This window comes from Rhodopseudomonas sp. G2_2311 (assembly GCF_047501505.1).
GTDB classification, from domain to species: Bacteria; Pseudomonadota; Alphaproteobacteria; order Rhizobiales; family Xanthobacteraceae; genus Rhodopseudomonas; species Rhodopseudomonas palustris_H.
Map to the genome: position 1 here is coordinate 27,935 of NZ_JAZDRK010000009.1, position 23,260 is coordinate 51,194.

Genomic DNA, 23,260 nt, shown 5'->3' on the forward strand with positions numbered 1-23,260 from the left:
AGGCGCCGACGGCGCTCGCCGAGACGATCTCAGCGGGTAGGCGGTCTGGCTTGCTGGGTGGCGCTGTAGCAGGCTTGCGACGACGCGTTGCTGGGATCGCAGGACACTTGGCCGCTGCTTCCCGCCGGAGCGGGCGATCCACCGCTCAGTTCGGGCGCCCCCTTTATCTTCGGCGCATCCGGCTTCAGGCCACCAGGCGTTGTTTTCGGAGCAACCAGCCCACTCTCCGGTGAGAGCTTGGGTGCCTCTCCGCCGCGGGCCGCAAGCGGCGGAAGCATGCCGTGGGGCTGCTGGACATACACCTCGTTGGCGACCCGGAAGGTCCCGGCCCGATCGGCCGAGGACGACTTGACCGCGCCGCTTTCCCAAACGAGACCACCGACGCTCATCGCTGCCAATAGCATTGCCGGGTATGACATCTGCTGCTCCCCTGCGATGGTAGATCGTCCGCCCCCCGGACGATTCTCTCGGTCCCCGTCATTAGCACCGCCAGCCGCAAATGGCGAAGGGGCTTCGGCCGGCGGTACACACCCGGCCGGACCGCATACCGTCTCGGCTACCGGCGTTGGCTGACGATGGCGCTATTCTGGGAGCCCTGTTGGATGATGTACGAGGCATTCCCCCCGCCCACCTGCGCCAGAAGCGCCGAGTTCAGAGTACCAGTCTGAGCGATCATCGACACGTTCGCCGTGCCGGGATCGGGCATCTTGGCAGCCGCCTTCATCAAACGCGCGGCGCTTTCGATCGTCACGGGCACTGCCGTGGTTCGTGCTGATCCGGTCGGCGCCTGCTGCGTCTTGCCGCCCGTGGGCTGGCTCACATAGGCCTCGCTGGCCCAAGCCGGCTGATAGGCGGCGATCAGAACGGTGGCGACTGACAGTATCCGGATGGTCCGCATCGGTGCTCCCCCTCGATCCGCTCAGTATCGGACGCGGTTCCTTTCGAAATCGTAAGAGGCCTGGCCGCTGACCTCGGCCTGCAGAGCGACTCAGCTCTCGATGTCGAATGATGCCATCAAGCCATGCCGGCGCTCATGACGCAGCAGCACAGGTCGGGCCCAGATTCCACTTGGCGGAGATCAGGCGAAGATCAGCCAGCCGATACCGGCCCACAGTCCAGAGCTGATGAAGATCGCGGCCACCCAGGGCCAAGGAGACGAATACTGGAGCTCGGCCAGCGGGCCCGATGGCGGGCCGGCATAGTCGTCCGTACGTCCGAAGGCCGATTCGGGAACTTCGGAGAATGAAATTCCAGAGCTCTTCATTGCCCACTCCGCCCAATATCGTGACAATGAGCGTCAAAGGTTAACGTGAGCTTGCAAATCGACGACGACTATCGGACCCTTCGCGTCAGAAAAGGACAGATTGGGCGGGATTTGCCGCCTGACTAAGCCCCGACCGCCGGTAAGCAGGCCTGCAGCGGCTATCAGCTACGGCGCCGCCCTGCCACGGTCAGGAGGAGCTTAAGGCCTAGCGCGAGGCGGCCGCACGCGCCCGGAGGGTCCGCTCGAAACGGAATTTGCGGACGCGGGGGCGAGCCGGCAGCGCCACGCCGGCAACAGCGGCCGCCCTGGCATCCGAGCTCAGATCGATCAGCGCGAGCCGGCGACTCAATGGGCTGCGCACCGAAACAATCCAACTGCCGCTATCGTCCAGCGGCACCTGGAACAGCTTGGGGTCGAGCAGAAAGCCCGTTCCCACCGCCTTCGCCACCGCTTCCTTACGGGTCCATCCCCGCAAAAAGAGGTCATTGCGGACCGATCTTTCCAAGCGATGCAGGCAAGCGGCCTCGTGCTGCTCGAAGATCGTATCAATCATTTCCGAATAGTCCGCGGTGACGTCACGATCCTCGACGTCGACTCCGACGGTCCCAGCCTTGGAGATCGCGATCAGCCCGGTCCGCCGGCTGTGCGAGAGGTTGAAATCGATCTCGGCGGCACGACCCGCAACGAACGGCCGGCCGTGGGCTCCCACCACGATCGGAACGGCCTCGGCGGCCACGCCGAGGAGTTCGGAAAGCCGTAGCCGCAACGCGCTGTGAATCACACCGTAGCGGTAACGGTCGTCAGCATGGATGAACGCATCAGCCGCAGCGGTCTCGCGCGGATCCAGGAGTTGCCAATCCACCTCCCCGGCTTCGTCGAACCTGATCTCCCAGATCTCAACCGGTTCGCTCATCGTGCAGTGCCTGATCTAGTTGGCCGAACGGGCGCCCGGCCGCGGCCCGCTCGGGATGAGGCTTTCGATCTCCGTGACCGATCTGACCTCTGCAAAAGTGATCCTGGGCGGGCTTCCACGCTGGATCAGGTGCCCGACAAGAAACTGCACCAGGAGCGTATCGATGATCGCGTGCATCCGCTCGGGCGCAATACGTCTGGGGGCCCACGGCCGCCAATCGCGCCAGCGACCTTCGGCATAGAGCTGATCGGAGAAGTCTGCGTGCTTCGCGCCGTCAACCATGAACACGTCCGAGCCTGACGATCGGGCCAGCGCCAGCAGGCAGCCGAAATCCTCCCATCCGATCTTGGTCTCGTAGTTCGGCCGATGCGACCATGTCCGTTCGGCAGATGGCAGCGACGCGTACACCGCCAGAAACGGTCGTTTCAGGCCAGCGGTTGCAGGGGTGTGGATCACCCAGCCGTCGAGATCGACGCCAGCCGCCAAGCTCCGATCCAATGCGAGCGCCCTCGCCGCGACGGCCCCGCCGAACGAATAGCCGACCACCGCAATCCGGTGGAAATCGACTCCCTCGAGCATCGTTGACGCTTGTCCGGTGCGGAGCGTAGCCAACACCCGCTGAAGCTTGTCATATCCCAGCCTGGTTCGACGCTCACTGGTGGCGGGGAAGCTCGCGTAGTCCTGCGCGGTTTGCATGCTGAACGACGCCAACCGAACCGTCTCGTCGGCAGCGTCCGTTGCGGGATCCGGCGGGTCGTGGCTGATGTCGTCCATGGCGACGACGATGAAGCCCGCGCTGGCGATCGTGGAGAGCAACACATCGTTCTCGGACCGGCTGCCGCCCCAGGACGGAACATAGATCACCAGCGGCAGCCCCCGATCAGAAGCGCCCGCCTTCACCGCAGGACGCGGCACCGGATTGTTCGGCCTCCAGATGCGGACAGCAATCCCGGTGTCACGGGTGGAATCCGTCAAGACGACTTCTCCGACACGCGCCTGATCGGTTGGCCTGACGAGCTTCGAGGCGTGACGTTCGGCCCATAGCGAGCCTCCGACCAGCGCTGCCGATACCAACCCTACCAGAGCGATGAGAAGCACGACGGCACCGCGGCGCATCGTTCAGCCGAGCCCCCGCCGGCAGCCTCCGGCAGGCACGTCGCGATCGTTGCTTGCCGACGACATCGGTCCTCAGCCCACCGAGCGCTTCGCGGACCAGCGGCCCTCCCGCCGATCGATCATCCAGCTCATGTATTCGGCGATGGTCGCGACCGCGGGTTCGCGGGTCATGTCATCGTGACCACCAGGAACGTCGAAGATCCGGAGCTGTCCGTTCACGACCTTGTCCCATCCCAGGCCACGTACGAATAGCCGTCCGACGCGTGATTTCGCGCTACGGAACAGCACGACTTCGCCGTCATACGGCTTCCAGGGATACAAGGCCCTGGCATCGAGCAGATAGTCCATCAGGCCGTGATTGAGGAAATCCTCGTTGGTGGCCCTCGGACGTGGCGCATCGCTGCCGCGGCCGATCAATCGAACGAGTGGATTGTTCCTGATGATCGAGTACTGCGACATCGCGGCTGCAAGGCTCATGTCCCCGGACCGGACCTTCCGGATCCGTGCGAGCAGATCGGGGATGATCCTGTCAGTCAGTTGGACCCGCCTCAGCAAACGGTCGAACCGGCTCATCGATTCCACATAGCCGGGCGCGACCGTATCGAGCAGAAAGATCACCGACACTTCGCCATTGAGGCTCTTCAGTTGCTGCGCAACTTCGAGCGCGACGTTGCCCATCAGGCAGAGGCTGATCAGATAGTACGGACCGATGGGATCGTGGGCCCGGATCTGCCGAACCGCGTCGGCCGCGATCCTGCAAATGCTGTCCTGATCGAGCGGCGGCAACTCGGCGTCGTCCGCCCATTGCAAGTCGACAAACGGACGCCCCGCCGCCACCCGCTCTACCAGAGGATAGTACAAGGACCGATTACTCAACGCGAAGATCGGCGGCAGCTTACCGTCGGATTGCAGCACGCAAGGCTGGAAATAGGGTCGCGTAGGACAGCGGTTCGGCACCCTGCGTTCGAGCGAAAGCGCAAGAGGCTCAACGATATCACCGGCCGGCTGATCGCGCTTCAAAGCGGACGCAAGGCTGTTCAGGTCGCTCTCGGCCGGAGCGACCTGAGCCTCCATCTCCTCCGACCATGCTATCAGCAGCGCATCGGCAGCGGCAGCGACGTGATGGTCGGTATTGTACTCGCAGGAGATCCGCCACCCCTCCTGCCGCTCCACCAAGAAGAAACTGAATTCGTAAAGGCAGCCTGTCGTGACCGATGGCAACGACACCAGTTCGAGGTCGCCGTGGCGGATCACGCCGGCTTCGCTAGTCTCGACGTTGCCGGCGGCAAAGTTGATGGCGTAGCCGAGCGGCAGATCTTTCCGATCCGACAGTTCGATGCCGGCGACGATCTCTGCGAATGGCAGCGCCTTATTCGCCAACGCTTGCGAGAGTTCGTCCCTTATGCGGCGCGCGTGCGTGAGTGGATCGCTCCCCGCTTCGATTCCGAGCCTCAGGACCACGGTATTGACCACGGGGCCGACCAGATCGAACAGCAACGGATCGTCACGGTTAGCGTCCTGCGTTCCGATGACGATCTCGTCCGTCTCCAGCTTGCGGCCCAGCGCCCGCGTCAAGGCCGCACACGCCAGCCCGTACATCGTGAAGCCTTCTTGCCGCGCAAGCGATTGCATCGCATCCGTCAACGACCTCGGAAGAACACGGCTCCGAATCTCGCCGTCGCGGCCGGCATCGAGCACGCGCTGCCTAGTGGGTTTGATATCGAAGGGACACAGCCCGGACAACTTGCGACGCCAGTACTGTCGCTCACCGGTCAGCCCGTCGCTGGCCAGCAACGTCGACTGCCACTGCGCATAGTCCACATACTGCAGGTCCAACTCGCGGCAATCTGGCCGTTGGCCGCGTTCCAGTGCATCGAGCACTGCGGTAAATTCGCGCGCAATTAGCCCGACGGACCAGAGATCTGCGATGGCGTGATGTAGAGTGATCAGCAGGATCGCCTCGTTCGGCGTGCGTCGAAGCACGGTCGTTCGCCACGGCGGCGCTGCCACAGGATCGAACGCCGCCCTTGCCTCCAACGACGCAAGCCGCTCCGCCTCTACTTGATAGCGCTCGCTCGACAGCTGCGACAGATCGATCAGCGACAGTCTTGGCGAAGTTTCGACGACGATCTGTGAGTAGCCGTCGGCCGAGCGCTCAAATTTCGTCCGGAGCACCTCGTGTCGACCTGCGAGAAAGTCCAGCGCCTTCTGGAGCGTCTGGTCGCGCACGGCTCCCTTCATAAGCCAGCGTATCGCAACATTGGCCAACGACGAGCCTGGACTATGGCTCTGAAGTTTGAGATACCGCTCTTGAATGCTGGTGCAGCGGACCGGTTCAATCCCCGGCTCTTGTCCGACTGCGGAGGGGACCTGCGTCTTCATGTTGTCCTCACGCGGCTCGAGGAACGCCGAAACTCTGCGAGCGATGGCGTCTTCTTGTCGGACGACTGCGCCTTTGCCGCGACGGAAGCCCGCCGCGCCAGATCGCTCATGCTCGGGTTGGTCATCAGATCTTGCGCCCGGATCGGCAGCTTCGCTTCGGAGAACCGCGCAGCCATCCGGAAGACGTGCAGACTGGTCGCACCGAGCGCGAAAACCCGGTCGTCCGGCTTGATCCCGGTTCGGTTCAACGCCGCCTCGACGATCGAGATCACCTTGGTCAGAACCTCCGGTGCCGGCTCGTCGCGCGCCTCCGCCTTGTCGATGAAACTAACGACGATCGACGGACTGACGATCGTCGCCGATAGCGCCTTCCGATCCAGTTTGCCGTTTGCAGTCTTGGGCAATTCGGCAACCGCGACAAAGCGGTTGGGAACCATGTAGTGAGGCAGGCTGAGCTGCGCCGTCTGCTGCAGGCTGTCGACGCTCACCGTCATGCCCGGCTTCGCCACGAAGGCGGCCACCAGCGCGGCGTCGGCAGTGCCGGCATTCTCGACCATGACCGCGGCGTCCACGATCTCTGGACAGGTTCGCAGCACGGACTCGATCTCTTCCAACTCGATGCGGAAGCCGCGGATCTTCACCTGCTGATCGCGTCTGCCGAGCAGTTGAATGCTGCCGTCCGCCAAGCGTGTGGCCAAATCGCCGGTTCGATACAGACGCACCGTTTCGCCATCCTGCAGAGACATTACGGGAAACGCTGCGGCTGTCAGATCCGGCCGGTTGACGTAGCCCTTCGCAAGACCAAGTCCGCCAATACACAGCTCCCCGGGCGTGCCGACCGGAGCCTGCGTTCCGTCATCGGACAGGATGTAGAGATCAGTATGAGCCACTGGCTCGCCGATGACGATCGGCCGGCTGGCATCGACAATCCGTCCGCAGGCCGACCAAATTGTGGTCTCCGTCGGCCCATACATGTTCCACAGTTCGAAGCCTGCGGCGATCAGCTTCTCGGCGACATCGCGCGGCAGCGCCTCCCCGCCACTCAATGCGCGAAGCGGGCGCGACGGCTGCAAACCAGCTTCGAGAAGTACGCGCCAAAGCGTCGGTGTGGCCTGAACGATCGTTGCAGCGCTGGTTTCAATCAACCGCACGACGCTCTCGGGCTCCAGCAATCTGTCCTTGCTGCAGATCACGGTCCGTCCGCCGCAATACAGCGGCAGAAGAAGCTCGAAAACCGCGATGTCGAACGACACCGTGGTCACTGCGACGATCCGATCATCGGCGCCGAATCCTGGCCGGACCGCCATCGAACCGAGGAAGTTGGCGAGTGCGCGGTGACTGATCTCCACGCCCTTGGGCGTTCCGGTCGAGCCGGACGTGAAAATCACATAAGCGGTTGAGTCCAGCACCTCCTGCGAGGGCACCGGTTCGGGACGAGCGGACGAGGCAGCGTCGATCTGCGCGGCATCTCGCACGAGATCAATCACGGGCACACCCATTTCGGCCGCAACCGGGCAGTCCGCTCCTGACGTGATGAAGACCGCCACCTCGGCCGCTTCAGCCATCTGCCGAATTCGAGCCACGGGAAGCGAAGGATCGACCGGGACGTAGGCGAGCCCCGCTTTTGCAACAGCGACTAATGCGACCGGCAGATCAAGGCCCCGTTGAACCGCGACCGCGACCCGGGCTCCGTTGGCCGGATTCAGCGCTCTCAACAGCCCCGCAATACGATTGCTCCTCGATTCCAGATCGCGATAGCGCAGAACGTCCGTCTCGTACTCCACCGCAACCGCGTCAGGCGCACGGTCGCAGTTCCGCTCGATCATCTCCACCAGAGGAATGTCGAAACGCGAGGCTTGCACTGCGAGGGTCTGTCCGCTTGCAGGCCCAGGAACGGTTGGCTTCTGCAGCTTCAGGTCCTGCAGGATGATCTGGGGCTGCTCGAGCGCTTGTCCCAAGATTTTGCGGAGCTGACCGAGCCATCCCGACACCGTCGTCCGATCCAGAAGATCGGTCGCGAAATCGACCTCGATCGTGATGTCGTCGTCCGTTTCGATCATGTTGATGAAGATGTCGAAATTGACGAAGGCCTTTGGATTGGTATCGACGCGCGTATCGGCGCCGCGGAATGTCAGCCGAGAGCCGACCCGTTCAAGATTGAACTGAATGTCCGACAGCGGCGTCCGGTTGATGCTACGGGGAATGTCCAGATCACGGACCAACGATCCCAACGTGTAGTCCTGGTGATCGAAGATCTCGTTCAGCTTCTCGTCGACGTGCTTCAGATGCTCACAGAAAGAGACGGCGGACCGAGCGGTGACCGGCACCGGCAGGAAGTTCACGCAGTGCCCGACCAGATCCTGCCGATCCAGCAATGCCTGGCCGCCCATCGGGACGGTCAACACAACGCTCTCGTTGTCGCAAAGCCGCGCGAACAGAGTCTGCACCGAGGCAAACAGCACCGTGAACAGGGTTACGCCCTTGCGTTTGGCCAGCTCTCTCGCCCCGCCGCAGAGGTCCTGCCCCAACCGCTCGCGCAGGGATGCACCGAGGAAGCTCTTGACCTCCGGGCGTGGGCGGTCGAGCGGAAGCTCCGAGGCGACCGGCACATCCGCGAACTGCTTTCGCCAGAACTCAACCGTGGACGCAGACGGCCGCGGCCGCTCCGCAGCATGTTCGGCGAAACTCGCGGCAGGCACCAGCGACGGCGTTCTTCCGTCACGATAAGCATTGTAGATCTCGGCCAAGTCACCGAGCAGGACGTTCATCGACCAGCCGTCACAGATGATGTGATGCGCGGTGAAGACCAGCACGTGGACGCCAGCCCCCACACACAGAACGCTGGCACGAACCAACGGCCCGTTGAAAAGGTCAAATGGCGTTCTTGCATCCTTGGCAAGCCACTGCGCCAGTTCGGCATCGGCGTTGGCCTCGTCGAGCTTGACGACCGGCACCTTGGGCACGAAATCCGGACTGATCTCGAGCATTCCGGTGAAGTCAACGACACGGCTACGAAGTGCCTCGTGACGCTGGACGACTTCTTCGACCGCTTTGATCAACGCACTCTCGACGACGGGCCCATCGAAGCGAATGCTGACCGACTCGTTGAACGCCATCGAGGCTGCATCGCCCATTTGCGCCGCGAGCAACACCTCCATCTGAGGCTCGGTCAGGGGCACCGTTTTGAGTTTCTGCGGCTGCGGTTGAGCTTGACCATCACCACTACGGCTCGCCTTCCTGGTGACACTCTTGGCTTCTCCCGTGATCAGCCCGGCGTCCGCGAAGGCCCCTATCGCTCGTTCGAACGCGCCGTCGATCGCCTGGCACTGAACGGCCTCGTGTGCGGTCGTGAGAAAACACGGGAAACCCTCGTGGACGTGAATCCCCTGTAGGCGAAGCTCGGCAAACAACAGGCCGGCGAACCGTCCCAAAGGCGAACCATCGACAAAGAACCAGCTCGCACATGTCTCGGCCCGCGTCGGCAGTCGGTAGTTGTCGAGGTGCGAATTGATCCGATCGACAAGCTGCCCGGTGCGCTGCGCCAAGGGCGCATAGATCTCAGCCTTGTTCCGTTCGATGTGCTCGAGCACAGCGCGTGCTGCGGCGAGCACCATCGGATGCCGAACGAACGTTCCGGCGAAGAATGTCGGCGCAACTTCCGGCTCGCTCTCGTCGCCGTATTGCCAGAAGCCGCCGTCCAGCGCGTCCATGAAATCCGCGCGGCCTGCGACCACGCCAATCGGCATTCCTCCGCCCAGCACTTTGCCATAGGTTGCCAAGTCGGCCTTAATACCGAACACCTTTTGCATGCCACCTGGGTCGACCCGGAAGCCGGTCACCACCTCGTCGAACACCAGCGCCGTCCCGCTCTTAGCGGTCAGCTCTCGGAGCGACGCCACGAAGTCTCGCGGCTGCAAAGCCGGATGCCGGCTTTGAATCGGCTCGACGATAACAGCGGCGAGATCGTCGGCCATTTGGCTGACAAGCTCGAGGCTTGCTGGATGGCCGTACGGCAGAACGATCATCTGTCCGACGTTTTCGGCCGGGATGCCGGACGCGATCGGAAGTGCACCGGGCACGCTGCCCGCGCGGCACGACTTGATCAGAACCTCATCGAACTGACCGTGATAGGCGCCACTGAACACGACGACCTTCTGTCGTCCGGTCACAGCGCGGGCCACCCGGATGGCGGCCATGACAGCTTCGGAACCGGTGTTGCAGAAGGCGACCCGCTCATTGCCGGTCATAGCGCTAATTCGCGCCGCGACTTCCCCGGCCAGTTCGGTCTGCGGTCCGATCGCGAATCCGTCTTCCAACTGTGCGTGCAACGCGGCGGCAACGAATGGCGGGACATGGCCAAACATCGTCTGGCCGTAGCCATTCACCAGATCAATGTACTCATTGCCGTCGACATCCCAGATCGACACTCCCTTCGACCGCTTGCAAACGATCGGGTAAACCATCTCCTTCCACTGCGCATTGAAGCCGCTCGCGGTCCGGGGATCGGCAAGAACTCTGCGCGACGCCTGAGCACGTGACTTCGATCCAGGCGTGCGGTCGTTATAGCGCCGGACAAGATTCTCGATGTAAGAGCGCTGCTCCGGTGCAAGTGCGAGATCGCCATCGGCGGCACCGGGGCGATACATCTTGAACCGGCCGCCCCCTTCCTCACCCGTGTCGGGCATCACAAGGGTAGTCTCAGGCGCGCTCCCTGCGCTGCTATTGGCCGGGACCGCCGCAACAGGCAATTCGGCAGCGACACCCTGGTCTTTGCCGACCGCCGCAAGCTGAGCGGCAAAAATCCGTTCCATTGATTGCAGCTGCTCGCGAAGCAAAGCCTCGACTCCCGTGGCGCCCGCCATCACCGGCGCCGGCGGGTCTTTCGACAACACAGCCACTGCCGGCCGCTCGACCATCGCCACCTGGGGCTTCACCGCTGCTCGCTCGGCCTGGGGCAATTTGTCGGCCGGTGCCGAGGCCTTCAACATCGAAGCCAGGGCGTCCAGCGAGTTGAGATCTCGCATCAACTGCCGGAACGTGATCTTCACCCCGAACGACTTGTTGACGCGCTGCGCGACCTGACCGAGCAGCAAGGAATCGAACCCGAGCGAGATGAAGGAAGTCGCCGCGTCCTGATCCGAAAGAGGTCGTCCCGAGACATCCGACAGTATAGCCGCAAGCGCCTTGATTAGCGCCTTTGAGACCTCATCACCCGACATCTTACTCTCCATCGAAACGCTACGCAGACCATCCTGCTCGATACTCACCTCCTGCGGAGGTACGGTCTGAGGGAACGCGTCTCCTCGGGCCGATGCGACTGGGATGGTCATCTCAGGGCCGGCCGAAGCAGGACGCGCGATCCAATGGCGCGTGCGTTCGAACGGATAGCTTGGCAATCGCAGGCGTGCGGCACCCGCGGCTGGACGGACATCGGATTTCAGTCTCGCGCCGTGCGCCCACAGATCTCCGAGCGCTTGAGCAAAGGTGAGCTCTTCGTCGTTTCGCTCCGCATAGTCCGGCGCGGTCGTGACGATTGCCCGGACCTTCGATGCGGACGATGAGGCCCCTGCAAATGTCGACAGCGTTCGACCGGGACCGACCTCCACCAGCAGACAATCCACCCGTTCGGACATCGAATCGATCAGCGTGGTGAGCGCGGCGCGGAAGCTGACAGGCTCACGGCATTGACGGGCCCAATAGGCCGGTGACGTGGCCTCCGCCGCGGTCATCCAAGTTCCAGTGACGGTCGAGATCAGCCGACGCTTCGGTGGTCGGAGTGGGATCCCGGCCGCAACCTTCTCGAGCTCGACTGCCACCGGATCCATCATTGCTGAATGGAAGGCGTGTGACGTGTGGAGACGTCGATGGGGAATCTCCGCCCTCTCCAACCGGCGCTCGAGCTCTTCCACAGCTTCAAAAGGACCGCTGGCGACACTGAGACGGGGCGAATTGTCGGACGCAATCTCGACCCCGACTGGCAGGTGCGCCGACAGCTCGCTTGCCGCCAACCGCACGCTGAGCATGGCGCCGGGCGCCTGGGCCTGCATGATCCGTCCGCGATGCACCACAAGCTTGAGCGCATCCTGATACGACATCACGCCCGCCAGCGCCGCCGCGACCAACTCGCCGAGGCTGTGGCCGATCATCGCTTTCGGCTCGATACCGGACCGGAGCAGACGCTGTGCCAAAGCATATTCGATGAGGAAGAGCGCCGGCTGCGCCAACGTCGTCGATCGGATGGCATGATCGTCGACATCACGATCGTCGAACAGCACGGCGAGGATATCGACGCCAAGGTGTTCCTTCACGATCGCCGCCCCGAGCTCGACATCAGCGCGGAATTCGCGATCGGACTCGAAGAGCCAACGCCCCATCCCCGGGTACTGAGCGCCCTGGCCGGGAAACATGAACACCGCGCCGGGTCGAAGCGATGAAGGTCGGGGGTCGGAGCGGATTTCCCGCAACGACTGAACCGCTCCCTCCACGGATTTGACCGCGACCGCCCAGCGCCGATCGAACGTTCGCCGTCCTGCGGCCAGAGTATGGGCCAGTTCGTTCAAGCCAATGCGCTCGCCACGGTGCACTGCCGCCTCGAGATGATCGGCCAGCCGGAGGCGCATTGCCTCCAGGGCAGTGGGGGACCGGGCAGACAGCCGGAGAACCACCGCATTCTCGACCGGCAGCGAGTTCTCCGCTGCAGTCGGTGGTGACTCCTCCAGGCACAGATGCACATTGGTGCCTCCAACCCCGAAGGCGCTGACTCCGGCGCGGCGCGGCGCATCTCCCCGAGGCCATTCCTGCAACTCCGTCGCCACCCGGAATCCCCGCTTCGCGAGGTCCAGGTGTGGGTTCGGCTCGGAGAAATTTGCCTGAGGCGGCACAATGCCGTGGTGAAGCATCAAGGCGGCTTTGATCAGCCCTGTCACGCCCGCCGCGGCATCCAGGTGACCGACATTCGCCTTCACCGATCCCAGGGTGCAGTTGCGGTCTTTGATCGCACCGGTGGAAGCTTCAGCGAACGCTTGCGACAGCCCCTCGATCTCGATCGGATCACCCAGCGGCGTGCCGGTGCCGTGACACTCGACGTAGCCAATCGATTCCGCGTCGAATCCGGCCATCGCGAGCGCGGCCGCGATGCACTCTGCCTGCCCGCCGACGCTGGGAGCCGTGAAGCCAACCTTGGCCGCGCCATCATTGTTGATGCCATAACCTCTGATCACCGCGTAGATCGCGTCGCGATCAGCGACGGCATCCGCCAGCCGTTTGATGGCCACCACGCCCGCGCCGGAGCCGAACACGGTCCCGGCCGCATCGACATCGAACGGCCGGCAGGAGCCATCGCGGGAGGCAATTCCGCCGTCCTGATAGATGTACCCGCGTTTCTGGGGGAACGTGACGGAGACGCCGCCGGCCAATGCCATGTCGCACTGCAGAGCCGCGAGGCTTTCGCACGCTTGCGCGACGGCAAGAAGCGAGGTCGAACAGGCACTCTGGACAGAAACTGCCGGTCCTTTGAGATTGAGCTTGTAGGCGACCCGCGTCGCAACGAAGTCATTGAGCGTGCCGAGGAGCTCCGAATACGAGCCCACCTGAAACTGCGACGTGAACCGCTCGAGGGCGGTGCGATCGGGGCAGACGTGCCGCAAGAAATAGGTGTTCAGCGAGGCGCCGGCGAAGACACCAACCGCCCCCTGATAACGCTCCGGGTCGTACCCCGCATCGTCCAACGCCTCGGAGCAGATCTCGAGGAAGATCCGCTGCTGCGGATCGGTCAAATCCGCTTCACGCGGCGACATCCCGAAGTAATCGCTGTCGAACAGATCGACGTCGTCGAGAACCGGCTTGGCGGCAACAAAATCGGGATCGGCACGCTCATGAGCCGCGAAGGAGTCCTCCAGCTCTTCAGGCGAGAAACGCGAAACGCTCGTGCGCCCCGCTTTGATGTTCTGCCAAAACTTCTGAACGTCGGGTGCGCCTGGAAAGCGACCAGAAAGTCCCACTATCGCGAAGCCGATCTCATTGCTGTCCGACATCTCGCCTCAGCTCCGTCTAGCCCTATGCGTGATGGCTCCGAACATTGATCGCGCCATACGCAGCATTCATCGCACGCCTCTGCCGGCGTCCACGCGCTGCTCCGGCAATGGCGAGCGACCGATGCGAGGCTCCGTCCAGACAAGCCTGGAATTCGGCGATGCTGGGATGGGCGAACAGGTCCGTAACTGGAAATCGAATCCCGATCGCCGCTTGAATGCGCTCGTGCGCCGCGATCATCTGCAGCGACGTCGCGCCAAGATCGAACAGGTTCGCCCTGGCATCGACCGACTTGCCCAGCAATGCGCCCCAGATGTCCGCCACGATCGATCCAACACTATCGTCAGAGAAGTCTTCATCGTCGGCACGCGTGCCCAGCTGCTCCGTCGCGATCAGGTCACTCAGCAGCTTTGCTCTGTCGATCTTGCCGTTCTTGTTGAGCGGCAACTCATCCACGATCTTGATCGTTGATGGGATCGCTTGGGCGGGGAATTGCTCTTTGAGTCTGCGGATGATGCCGGCTTCAAGATCACCGGAAGCGTCACCTGGCAGCGGCTTCAAGAAAGCGACAATCCGCTTTACGTCGCCTCGATCCGCGGACAGAACCACCGCCGCGTCGGCCAGGACCGGATCCTGCCGCAGCGCCTGCTCTACGCCGTCGAGCTCGATACGCACGCCGTTGATTTTGACCTGACGGTCCCGCCGACCACGGAACTCGATCGCTCCGTCGCTCCGGCGACGAACGTAATCCCCGGTGAGATAAAGCCGAGCCTTCGGATCGTCAGACAACGGATCGACGACAAACTTTTCCGCGGTCAGCTCCGGGCGATTGAGGTAGCCGAGCGCGAGCCCAATTCCGCCGGTGCAAAGCTGACCTTCCTCGCCGTCTGGAACGGGCTCGAGCGTGTCCGATAGGATGTGCACGCTCGTGCCAGAAATTGGAAAGCCGATCGGCACCGGCCCATCGCCCCAGCCCGTGCGCGGAATCGAATAGCAGCACGTGAACGTCGTATTTTCAGTGGGGCCGTACCCGTTGATGATCGTGCAATCCGGCAGCAGAGCCATCGCACGACGAACGTGCACCGGCGAAAGGACGTCGCCGCCGGCCAGCAAAGTCGTGAGACCCGACAGCGCCTCGGGTCGCTCGTCGACCATCAGATGGAAAAGACCTGCTGTGAGCCAGGCCGCATTGACCGAGAAACGCCCCAGCGTCTCGGCGATCCGATCGACCGACAGCACCGCATCTTCGACGATGACGATCTGCCCGCCGTTCAGCAACGGTCCCCAGATTTCCAACGTCGAGGCATCGAACGCCAATGGCGCCGCATGCAGCATGACCGTCGCGGGCGACAACGTCATGAAATCCGTATCAACAACCAGCCTGACGATGGCACGATGCGGCACCACAACGCCCTTGGGCCGCCCGGTCGATCCAGACGTGAACATCACATAGGCCGGCAAGGATGGCGTCAGATCGAGTGCCAACGGATCACCGGGCTCAAGCCGCGAGGCATCGAGCTCGTCACTCAGGCGGCGCTGCTCGATCGCGTCAATCAAAGCCGGTTGATGCTCCGTCAAAACCAGCGTCGGCTGTGCATCCTGGATAGCGCCGCCGATCGCTTCCGAGCCTAGCCCGATATCAAGCGGCATATAGACTCCGCCCGCCTTCAAAATCGCGGTCATGCCGATCAGCGTATCGATCGAGCGCCCAGTCAGGAGGACAACGATTGAGCCAACCTTCACGCCTCTTTTGACAAGCAATCGTGCCAATTGGTTCGAACGAAACTCAAACTCGGCAAAGGTAATCCGCCCTCGCTCGCAAATGGCGGCAACGGATTCCGGAAAACGATGGGCAATCTGCTGAAGAACATCTGGAACGGTGCATGCCGCAACCGCGCCACTGCCAGATCCTTCTTTGATAACCACGGTGTTTGCCATGACTATCCCTACCCTTGCAATCAACTAACGGCAATCTTCCTCGCATATTAAGCTTACTCTTAACCCGACTGTAAGCGAAAGCATTAATGCAAGCCAATCACACTAGCCCGCCCCCCGATCGACAAGAACTCCTCGTAACGGCAGCGCGTTGACCTATATGTCAACACTCAGCTCACTTCGTTTTGCAAGCGTTTGAAGAGCCATCGCAGCCACAGACACACTACGAGCGCGCGACAAACTCCTTGAATGACAGACACTTCACACGTACCGACCTCAACACATCGCACCAAACCACTCGCCCACAACTTGATGAGAGAACAATTCGCACTTGAAAGATTCCAGAAGACCTACAATGATGGCACTCAATGCAAAGGCCAACTGTCGCGCACTACGACAAGGCTTAGCGCGCAGCGACCGCTTAGCGCCAAATGCACGCCCGAGAATGATAACCGTGCATTTCGCACATTCATCGCAATCACTCGGAGACTGGCTCGATGCTAGCGCAGAATACCCTTCCGGCTTCGACTAAATATAGATCACTTTCGCGATATGATGGTCGCGCCCCTGGCGTACTGACGAGCCATGGATAAGCCGCCGGCGCCGCAATTTTGGATACGCCGGCGTTGCCATTATTGCGATTTGTGTTTCCGATGTTTTCGGAGTGAGCGGATCTCTGGTCGCCGCTAGTCTGGATCGTTGTTAGAGCGGATGCGTGAGATGTGGGGCGGCGAGCAATAGCGGCATCCCCTGCTTGGACATCGCTAGACACGGGCGATGGCGACTTGATCGAGTGAGACAAGAAAGAATGGCGTTTGACCGCGCTCGTCTTGGGCGTCCCACATCCTTTCTCAGTCAGCTCCGCGCTCGGGCAGGCCGGTTGGTAACGGTTGTGGTGACGGCGACCATCATGGCTGCCGGCGCTGCCGTTGATCAGCGAAGTGCCCTCGCTTCGGATGCGACCGGCGATCGCACCGAGCAACAGACCAGCCCGTGGGGCGTCGCCACCGGCGCCGAATGGCTTGATGATCATCGCCGGTTCAATCCGATCCTGGTGAAGGCGGGCGTTAAATGGCTGCGGGCCTTCCAGGAATGGCAGACCATTCAGCCCACCCCAGGCACCTGGAACTGGGCTTCGTCGGACCGGCTCGTCAGCGATGCAACGGCGAACGGCATCAGCCTGCTGTATCCGCTAGCCTATCTGGCGCCCTGGGCCTCCGCCGATGGCGGCACGCGCACTTTCCCAATTAAGGACATCCAGTACTGGAAAAACTACGTCGGCGCCATCGTCGAGCGCTATCGCGGGTCAGTGAAACACTGGGAGATCTGGAACGAGTTCAACGGCAGCTTCGCCGTTAACGGAAGTCCATCCATCTACGCCGAGCTAGTCAAAGAGGCGTCGACGGCCGCCAAGCGGATCGATCCATCGGCAAAGATCGGAGTTAGCGTCGCAAATTTCGACGTCAACTTTCTGGAACGCGCGATCGAAGCGGGCGCGGCCGGACATTTCGATTTCATCTGCGTGCATCCCTACGAAAAGCTCGATCTGCTGGAGGCTGGTGGCGAGATCGAGTTCATGGCGATGGCATCGACGCTGCGGCGGATGCTTGCCTCACATAACCTCGACAGCTCGCTCCCGCTGTGGATCTCGGAAGTCGGAGCCGTCGCAACCACCGAACCGAGGTCCGAAGCAGGTCAATCGCGACTGCTGACAAAAGCCTACGTGCTCGCGCTCGCCTCCGGGTTCGAGAAGATCTTCTGGTTCGAGGCGCGAGGGCCGGCCTATCACGATCAGGCAGACCACGGATTGCTTCGCACGGACTTTTCACCGCGCCCCTCATTCGAGGCGCTTGCAACCCTGATCCGGCTGCTGGGCGATCGCCCGACCTATCTTGGATGGGTCCGAGCGGATGCTGACAGTCTGGGCTTTGTCTTCGAGGGCCGGCAAGGTCACGTACTGGCCGCTTGGACCACATCGAACAAGACGATTGAAACCAACTTCCAGTCGCCGGTTCTGGTCACGCGTACCGACGGCTCCGAGGTCACTCTGGAGGCCGGCAAGCCCCTCAGCCTGTCGTCCACGCCCCAGTTCGTTTCGAAGCTTCCGGACGCAATCGTGCAGCAGGCGAAGAAAAACCGCGACCTGCCGATCCTGCAAGACGTCGACTATTCGAAAGTCGACGCTGTCACGATCTCTCTTGGTGAGACCAATCGCGGCGGCGGTCTCCAGCAGATCAATCCGCAGACCACCAAGGTGTTCGCGGACGAGGGTTCGACCTCGCGGCGGCTCGATTTTTCGGTCGCGAACAATGAAGGTCACTACGCCTATTTCGCAGTATCGCCGCAATTCGTTCCGTGGGGCACCCGCCGCCTGCAGATCAGCGCAACGGTCAAACGGCTGCCTGGAAGTCCGAAGGCAGGCTTCAGCTTGGACTATGAATCCCAGAAGGGCTACATCAACGCCTCGTATCGCGAGATACCGAGCGAAACGGACTGGCAGGAATTGACATGGACGATCGATGACGCGAATTTCGTCGCCCAGTGGGGCTGGCACTTCCGAATAAACGCGATTGCCTCGCCCAGCGAATTTCTGGTCAAGGACATTCGCGTGGAAAAACGGCCATGACACGCACCTCTGATCAGGCCATCATCGGGCGCCGATCGCCTGAAGACTGAACAAGAGCTACGCATGTCTGGTCAACCAGGACTTGTCGATTGCGACTTCACGCTGGCGCTCAACAACAGGACCGGTAAGTTCTTCTTCTGCGGCGATCTCATCGCCGGCTCGAAGGATCTGATCCGCAAGGTTTATTACTGGAGGCTCGGATTAGACCGGCTTCCCACCGGGCTGATTGCCCGTATCCTGGGCCGACTGGCCGTTGTCGAGATTGATCTGCGGGTTCGGCATCCCAGGACACTCCCGACCTTCTTGTCGCGCCGGAACAGGCTGCCAATCGTCTTTACCGATCCAAGAGAAGTCCTCATCCACGACCTGCGCGAAACCGATATCATCCTTTGCCACGACGTCGGCCCCCTGACCCATCCGGCCTTTTACGCGGATGGTGTCGAGCAGATCTATCGGGCTGCGTTCGATCGCATTGCGGCGGCCAAGCCGCATCTTCTGTTCGCCAGTGAAAGCTCGTGCGAGGAATTCAAGCTGCTCTATGGCGACGATTTCCCTTATCTGGGCGTTCTGTATCCGCCGATCAGGTTCACTTCGGGCTCCTCGGACCAGCAGCCGGTGACATCTACCCGGGGTAAGTTCTTTCTGTCGGTCGGCAGCCTGGGAACCCGCAAGAACCAGTTGCGGGCGATCGAGGCCTTCGGACGAACCGGCCTCGCCGAGAAGGGGTATAGCTATGTGATCTGCGGCGGCCCGGAGCCTGGCGCCGAACACGTCATCGCCGCCGCAGACCGCACCCCCGGCGTTCTCATCCCGGGGTACGTCAACGATCCCCAGCTTCTTTGGCTGTACTCCAACGCAGAAGGATTCATCCTCCCAAGTTTACTTGAGGGCTTCGGCTTACCGGCGGCCGAGGCGATCCACTATGGAGTAATACCGCTGCTGAGCCGAGGTGGAGCTCTCCAAGAGGTTGCTGGCCCATCAGCCATTCTCGTGGACCCGCGGGATGTCGACGCGATCGCTCAGGGAATGCATCAGATCTCAGCTATGAGCGGGGATGAGAAGGCGCAGCGCTTGGATCAGATGCGAACGAGTATTGCGAGATTTTCAACAGAAAAGGCCCTACGGGTCTGGCGATCCGTTCTGTCCCAGGCCGCATCGCTTCACCAGCATGCGGATGCAAGCCCCTCCACATCGCTATAGCAACTGCAACGCAACGCCCTCTTCGTCAGGCATACATCTCCCTGAACAGATGAGTGTCTGTGAGAGCAGCCCGCCGTGAAAGAGATTCCCGGCTTTAACACAGGCTGGTAGGCTGAAATCATGCTTGTCGAGAACCTTGCTCATTTCAGCGCCGATACTCGTTTTGAGGCCGACCTCGTCATTATCGGAGGCGGCCCAGCAGGCCTCACCGTAGCGCGCGAGTTGCGAGGTGCTCCACTACGCGTCCTGATCGTCGAGAGCGGACTGCTTGAAGAGGCCCCTCAAGCAACCGAGCTCTCGACGCTGGAGAGCATCGGCGAGCCGAACGCCCCTCACCAAATTCAGAAGAGGATTGCTTTTCACGGCGCCAATTGCCGCTCCTGGACTCAGGACCAGCAACCTTATGGTGTCCGCTGTCGAGCGCTGGGAGGCTCGACACATGCTTGGGCAGGAAAGTCGGCCGCTTTCGATGGCATCGATTTCCAGGAGCGAGCATGGGTCCCGCATTCCGGCTGGCCGATAGACCGATCCAGCCTCGATCCGTTTCTTGATCGCGCAGCCGACATTCTGAACCTCGGACCGAACCGCTACGACGACACTCTTTGGACCCTGCTCGGCATTTCACCTCCCGAACCCCAACTCGGCCCGCAGGGGTTTCGCTCGTTCTTCTGGCAGTTTTCGCGATCCCGGATCGACCCTCTCGACATTATGCGGTTCGGCGCCGACTTTCTCAGGGTGGAAGCCGACAACATTCGCGTTCTGCTCAACGCGACCGCGACACGCCTCGATCTGACCCAGGAGGGAGACGGGTTTCGCGGATTAGAGATCGCGACAATCGACGGGCAACGCCACACCGTGCACGCAAAGGCCGCCGTGATCGCCGGCGGCGGTATCGAAAATGCGCGCCTTCTGCTCGCTTCAACCACGATCCACGCCAACGGAGTTGGCAATCAGCACGATCTGGTGGGGCGCTTCCTGATGGACCATGCCGGCGCGCGGATCGCCAGGTTCGGCGGATCGAACGCCAACCAGATCATGCGGCGCTTTGGATTCTACGGCCTCCGCAACAGCGGTCGCACCTCGATGTACATGCATGGCCTCGCGATCACGCCTGAAGTGCAGGAGCGAGAGCATCTCTTGAATTCCGCGATCTATTTCATGCCGGAGCATGCGGCGGACGACCCATGGGACGCCGTCAAACGGCTCCTTACCGGAAAGAGTAAGCGACAGGTCAAGGATGCCATGCGTGCCATTGCCGGCGCCGGTCTCCTCGGCAAGGGCGCCGCCATGAAGCTACTGTCGAGCAACCGGCTTCCGGTCGCCGTCAAGGATCTCATCGTCCAAACCGCCATTCGTTACATGCCTAATGTGGCCGCGGACGACTTCCTCAGTCGCGGCGTTCCGCACAAGGTGACCGACGTGTGGATCGACGCCATATCCGAGCAGCGGCCTGATCCCGACAGTCGCATCACGTTGTCGGAGAAGACGGACAGGTTGGGACTGCCGCTGCCACGGGTCGATTGGCGGATCAACGCTGACGAGCGCCGAACCATCTTGCGGCTCGGCCACATCGTGCAGTCGGCTTTTGCGCACGTGCAGCTACCGAAGCCGGTCCTGGAACCATGGGTCGCGGAAGGCGCATTCAACGACGCCGTGATCATCGACATGGCGCACAGCATGGGGACCACGCGGATGTCGGCGTCGGCGCGATCAGGCGTGGTCGACGAACACTGCCAAGTGCACGGCGTTCGCGGTCTTTACGTCGCGGGAAGCTCGATCTTTCCGACCAGTGGCCACGCCAATCCAACTCTTATGATCGTGGCCTTTGCGGTCCGTCTTGCCGACCGTATCCGACAGACCCCGCTATAGTCCTCTTGCGCCGGATCGGCGCGCCGCTGCGAGAACACCGAGCCCGGATTCGAGCGACAAGCTGGTGCTCGACCTCACTCTCGACAACGCATCGCGCTTGGCACAGGCTAAAGCCGCGAAGATGAAGAACGGCAGCCCCAGGTCTGTCAGCGCGCCAGCCAGAACCTGCGTCACCAACATCGCCGCACAAGTGACCTTGGCTGCCTTTCTGTAGCCCTCGTCCCTCGCGTCCACACCGTTACCGTCTTTTGCCAAGAACACCGACAGAAAGAACCCGACGAAGAGGATGCTTCCAACCACTCCAAGGCTCGCAAGCACCGCAATCGGGAAGCTCGACGCTCGCATGCTGCCGTTGCCAACGCCGAACCCAAAGGTGTCGAAGAAGTTCTCGAGCCCTTGTCGGTTCCAAAGCGATCTCTCGACCCCCGAGGAACTCGACAGTTTGTTCAACACCAGCTCGTTGAGAATGTCTGCCACATAGCTCGATGCACGATCGTCAGCGAGAATTCCCAGGATGATGAACGCCACCACGAACGGCGCCCCGGCCAGCAGAACCATCGATTCAATACGCAGTGCGCCGGAGAACGACGCCGAGACGATCTGGAAATAGAAGATGCCCAGCACCACCGCGAGCCCGACATAGGCCGTCGACGATTTCGAGAGCAGCGCCGCGCCGAGGGACAGCACGGCCAGCACCAGCGACAAGCGTCGGTAAACTCCACAAAGCCAGAGCTGGAACGTGAAAGCAAAGAACGCGACCGTCATCGATCCGAACGCGGACGCCTCGGTAAACGATCCGACCAGTCGCTTCGAGCCCGCAAGCTCCACCTCGGTCAACAACCCGTAGGAGGCATTCCGGATGAACGACAGGATTTCAGTGGTGTTCGAATAATAGGTGGCGAGGTCGACGACCGAGAAGGCCAGGTTGGCGGCGACGCACAGGATGGCGGCACTCCCTAACTGGCTTCTCCCCACGTAGGAAGTCGCATACGCCCAGATCAGAACGAAGCAGACCAGATCTCCGACAAGATAGACCGACTGCGTGAAGTTCGACGTCGCGGGCTGAAGCACCACCATGTAGCCGGTGGTTCGCACCGGATAGACGAAGGTGTCTCCGGCAAACAGCCGCGGCATGAAATAGGCCGAGACCAGACAGTCGACCACGATCAGCGCCAGCCAGAATCCGGGCGTCCCTATCGCCAGGGCATCGGACAGCCGGCTCCGACAACCCGGTTCAGCAAGAATGCGGATCGTCAGAAACCCTAACAGCAAATGCGATGGGGTGACGTTGGTGCCGCCCAGGCTCGGCAGCGTGAAGGCGGCGGCCGCGCCGAGCAGGATCGAGCATACAAAGGCGTGAATGATGAAAGATACAGGCTGAAAGAGGCAGATCACGCCGAGCGCGAGCGTGATCATTCCGATGACTTCGATCGTCATGGTGTTGCCCCGGAGCCCTTCTCTTGCTGTCGGCGGCCGGAGGTCATTGAGGCTCGGCCGCGCTGAAGTTTCTCGCTTTAGTCAAATCTGTCAACGTCTCCTTCGAACCGGCCGTGCCCGTCCGGCGGCTGTGCAGCCTGCCGCTTGTCCCAATGATCGGACCGATCCCGCCAGTCCAGACGCGGCACCAGACGACGTACGCGAATAGAGCGATCCGAGCTACGCTATCAGGACAAGCAGTAGGCAGAGGCCGCCATGATGTCCTGGCGACCGCCGGACTCTGCGTATCGCCTACTAACTCAAGCATCACGGCATGCCCATGGGCTGATCGACGCCTTGCTCCATCCCCATTAAGAACGCCCCATGAATTTACCATTGCCCCAAACAAACAAGCACGGGTGATCTTATTCCCTCTACAGTTGTCTTGACACTATCTGGCGCCGTCGGCAGATCGATAGTTGGCCAGGACGCGAGAGGCGTTCTGGAG

At 61.8% G+C, this 23,260-nt stretch carries 11 protein-coding genes; 3 read left to right on the plus strand and 8 right to left on the minus strand.

The annotated features are described in order from the left end of the window. Nucleotides 1–556 precede the first annotated feature (556 nt). From VRZ08_RS13725 to VRZ08_RS13755, 7 genes are all read right to left on the minus strand, one after another. Nucleotides 557–898 carry a hypothetical protein gene (locus VRZ08_RS13725; RefSeq protein WP_414532882.1) on the minus strand — a complete coding sequence of 114 codons (342 nt, stop codon included), beginning with the start codon at nucleotides 896–898 and terminating at the stop codon, nucleotides 557–559. A gap of 180 nt (nucleotides 899–1,078) precedes the next feature. Next, nucleotides 1,079–1,264, minus strand: coding sequence for a hypothetical protein (locus VRZ08_RS13730; RefSeq protein ID WP_414532883.1), 186 nt, complete (start codon nucleotides 1,262–1,264; stop codon nucleotides 1,079–1,081). 205 nt (nucleotides 1,265–1,469) lie between these two features. Then, entirely contained in the window at nucleotides 1,470–2,177 is a 708-nt protein-coding gene (locus VRZ08_RS13735) for a 4'-phosphopantetheinyl transferase family protein (RefSeq protein WP_414532884.1), read from the minus strand. A gap of 15 nt (nucleotides 2,178–2,192) precedes the next feature. Further along, the gene (locus VRZ08_RS13740) at nucleotides 2,193–3,152 is read right to left on the minus strand and encodes a dienelactone hydrolase family protein (RefSeq protein ID WP_414532885.1); all 960 of its coding nucleotides are present in this window, start codon (nucleotides 3,150–3,152) and stop codon (nucleotides 2,193–2,195) included. A gap of 213 nt (nucleotides 3,153–3,365) precedes the next feature. Beyond that, the gene (locus VRZ08_RS13745) at nucleotides 3,366–5,675 is read right to left on the minus strand and encodes a condensation domain-containing protein (RefSeq protein ID WP_414532886.1); all 2,310 of its coding nucleotides are present in this window, start codon (nucleotides 5,673–5,675) and stop codon (nucleotides 3,366–3,368) included. Next, the gene (locus VRZ08_RS13750) at nucleotides 5,672–13,708 is read right to left on the minus strand and encodes an amino acid adenylation domain-containing protein (protein ID WP_414532887.1); all 8,037 of its coding nucleotides are present in this window, start codon (nucleotides 13,706–13,708) and stop codon (nucleotides 5,672–5,674) included. The genes VRZ08_RS13745 and VRZ08_RS13750 overlap by 4 nt, the downstream gene beginning before the upstream one ends. 22 nt (nucleotides 13,709–13,730) lie before the next feature. Beyond that, nucleotides 13,731–15,644 carry a non-ribosomal peptide synthetase gene (locus VRZ08_RS13755; protein WP_414532888.1) on the minus strand — a complete coding sequence of 638 codons (1,914 nt, stop codon included), beginning with the start codon at nucleotides 15,642–15,644 and terminating at the stop codon, nucleotides 13,731–13,733. Between the two features lie 892 nt (nucleotides 15,645–16,536). Here VRZ08_RS13755 and VRZ08_RS13760 point away from each other — a divergent pair. The 3 genes from VRZ08_RS13760 to VRZ08_RS13770 all read left to right on the plus strand — a co-directional run bounded on the left by VRZ08_RS13760 (nucleotide 16,537) and on the right by VRZ08_RS13770 (nucleotide 21,336). Further along, a complete protein-coding gene (locus VRZ08_RS13760; RefSeq protein WP_414532889.1) occupies nucleotides 16,537–18,267 on the plus strand; it encodes a glycosyl hydrolase in 1,731 nt (576 codons plus the stop codon). A 63-nt stretch (nucleotides 18,268–18,330) separates the two neighbouring features. Next, a complete protein-coding gene (locus VRZ08_RS13765) occupies nucleotides 18,331–19,467 on the plus strand; it encodes a glycosyltransferase (RefSeq protein ID WP_414532890.1) in 1,137 nt (378 codons plus the stop codon). Nucleotides 19,468–19,587: 120 nt separating this feature from the next. After that, complete coding sequence (locus VRZ08_RS13770; RefSeq protein ID WP_414532891.1) at nucleotides 19,588–21,336, plus strand: GMC oxidoreductase; 1,749 nt, start codon at nucleotides 19,588–19,590, stop codon at nucleotides 21,334–21,336. Here the strand turns inward: VRZ08_RS13770 and VRZ08_RS13775 are convergent. Further along, a complete protein-coding gene (locus VRZ08_RS13775; RefSeq protein ID WP_414532892.1) occupies nucleotides 21,331–22,773 on the minus strand; it encodes a hypothetical protein in 1,443 nt (480 codons plus the stop codon). The two genes, VRZ08_RS13770 and VRZ08_RS13775, sit on opposite strands and share 6 nt — an antisense overlap. Between the last annotated feature and the right edge of the window lie 487 nt (nucleotides 22,774–23,260).

Excerpts from the sequence above, each read along its gene's own strand:
- VRZ08_RS13725 (WP_414532882.1), bottom strand. The coding sequence starts at position 898 with ATGCGGACCATCCGGATACTGTCAGTCGCCACCGTTCTGATCGCCGCC.
- VRZ08_RS13730 (WP_414532883.1), bottom strand. The coding sequence starts at position 1,264 with ATGAAGAGCTCTGGAATTTCATTCTCCGAAGTTCCCGAATCGGCCTTC.
- VRZ08_RS13735 (WP_414532884.1), bottom strand. The coding sequence starts at position 2,177 with ATGAGCGAACCGGTTGAGATCTGGGAGATCAGGTTCGACGAAGCCGGG.
- VRZ08_RS13745 (WP_414532886.1), bottom strand. The coding sequence starts at position 5,675 with ATGAAGACGCAGGTCCCCTCCGCAGTCGGACAAGAGCCGGGGATTGAA.
- VRZ08_RS13750 (WP_414532887.1), bottom strand. The coding sequence starts at position 13,708 with ATGTCGGACAGCAATGAGATCGGCTTCGCGATAGTGGGACTTTCTGGT.
- VRZ08_RS13755 (WP_414532888.1), bottom strand. The coding sequence starts at position 15,644 with ATGGCAAACACCGTGGTTATCAAAGAAGGATCTGGCAGTGGCGCGGTT.
- VRZ08_RS13765 (WP_414532890.1), top strand. The coding sequence starts at position 18,331 with ATGTCTGGTCAACCAGGACTTGTCGATTGCGACTTCACGCTGGCGCTC.
- VRZ08_RS13770 (WP_414532891.1), top strand. The coding sequence starts at position 19,588 with ATGCTTGTCGAGAACCTTGCTCATTTCAGCGCCGATACTCGTTTTGAG.
- VRZ08_RS13775 (WP_414532892.1), bottom strand. The coding sequence starts at position 22,773 with ATGACGATCGAAGTCATCGGAATGATCACGCTCGCGCTCGGCGTGATC.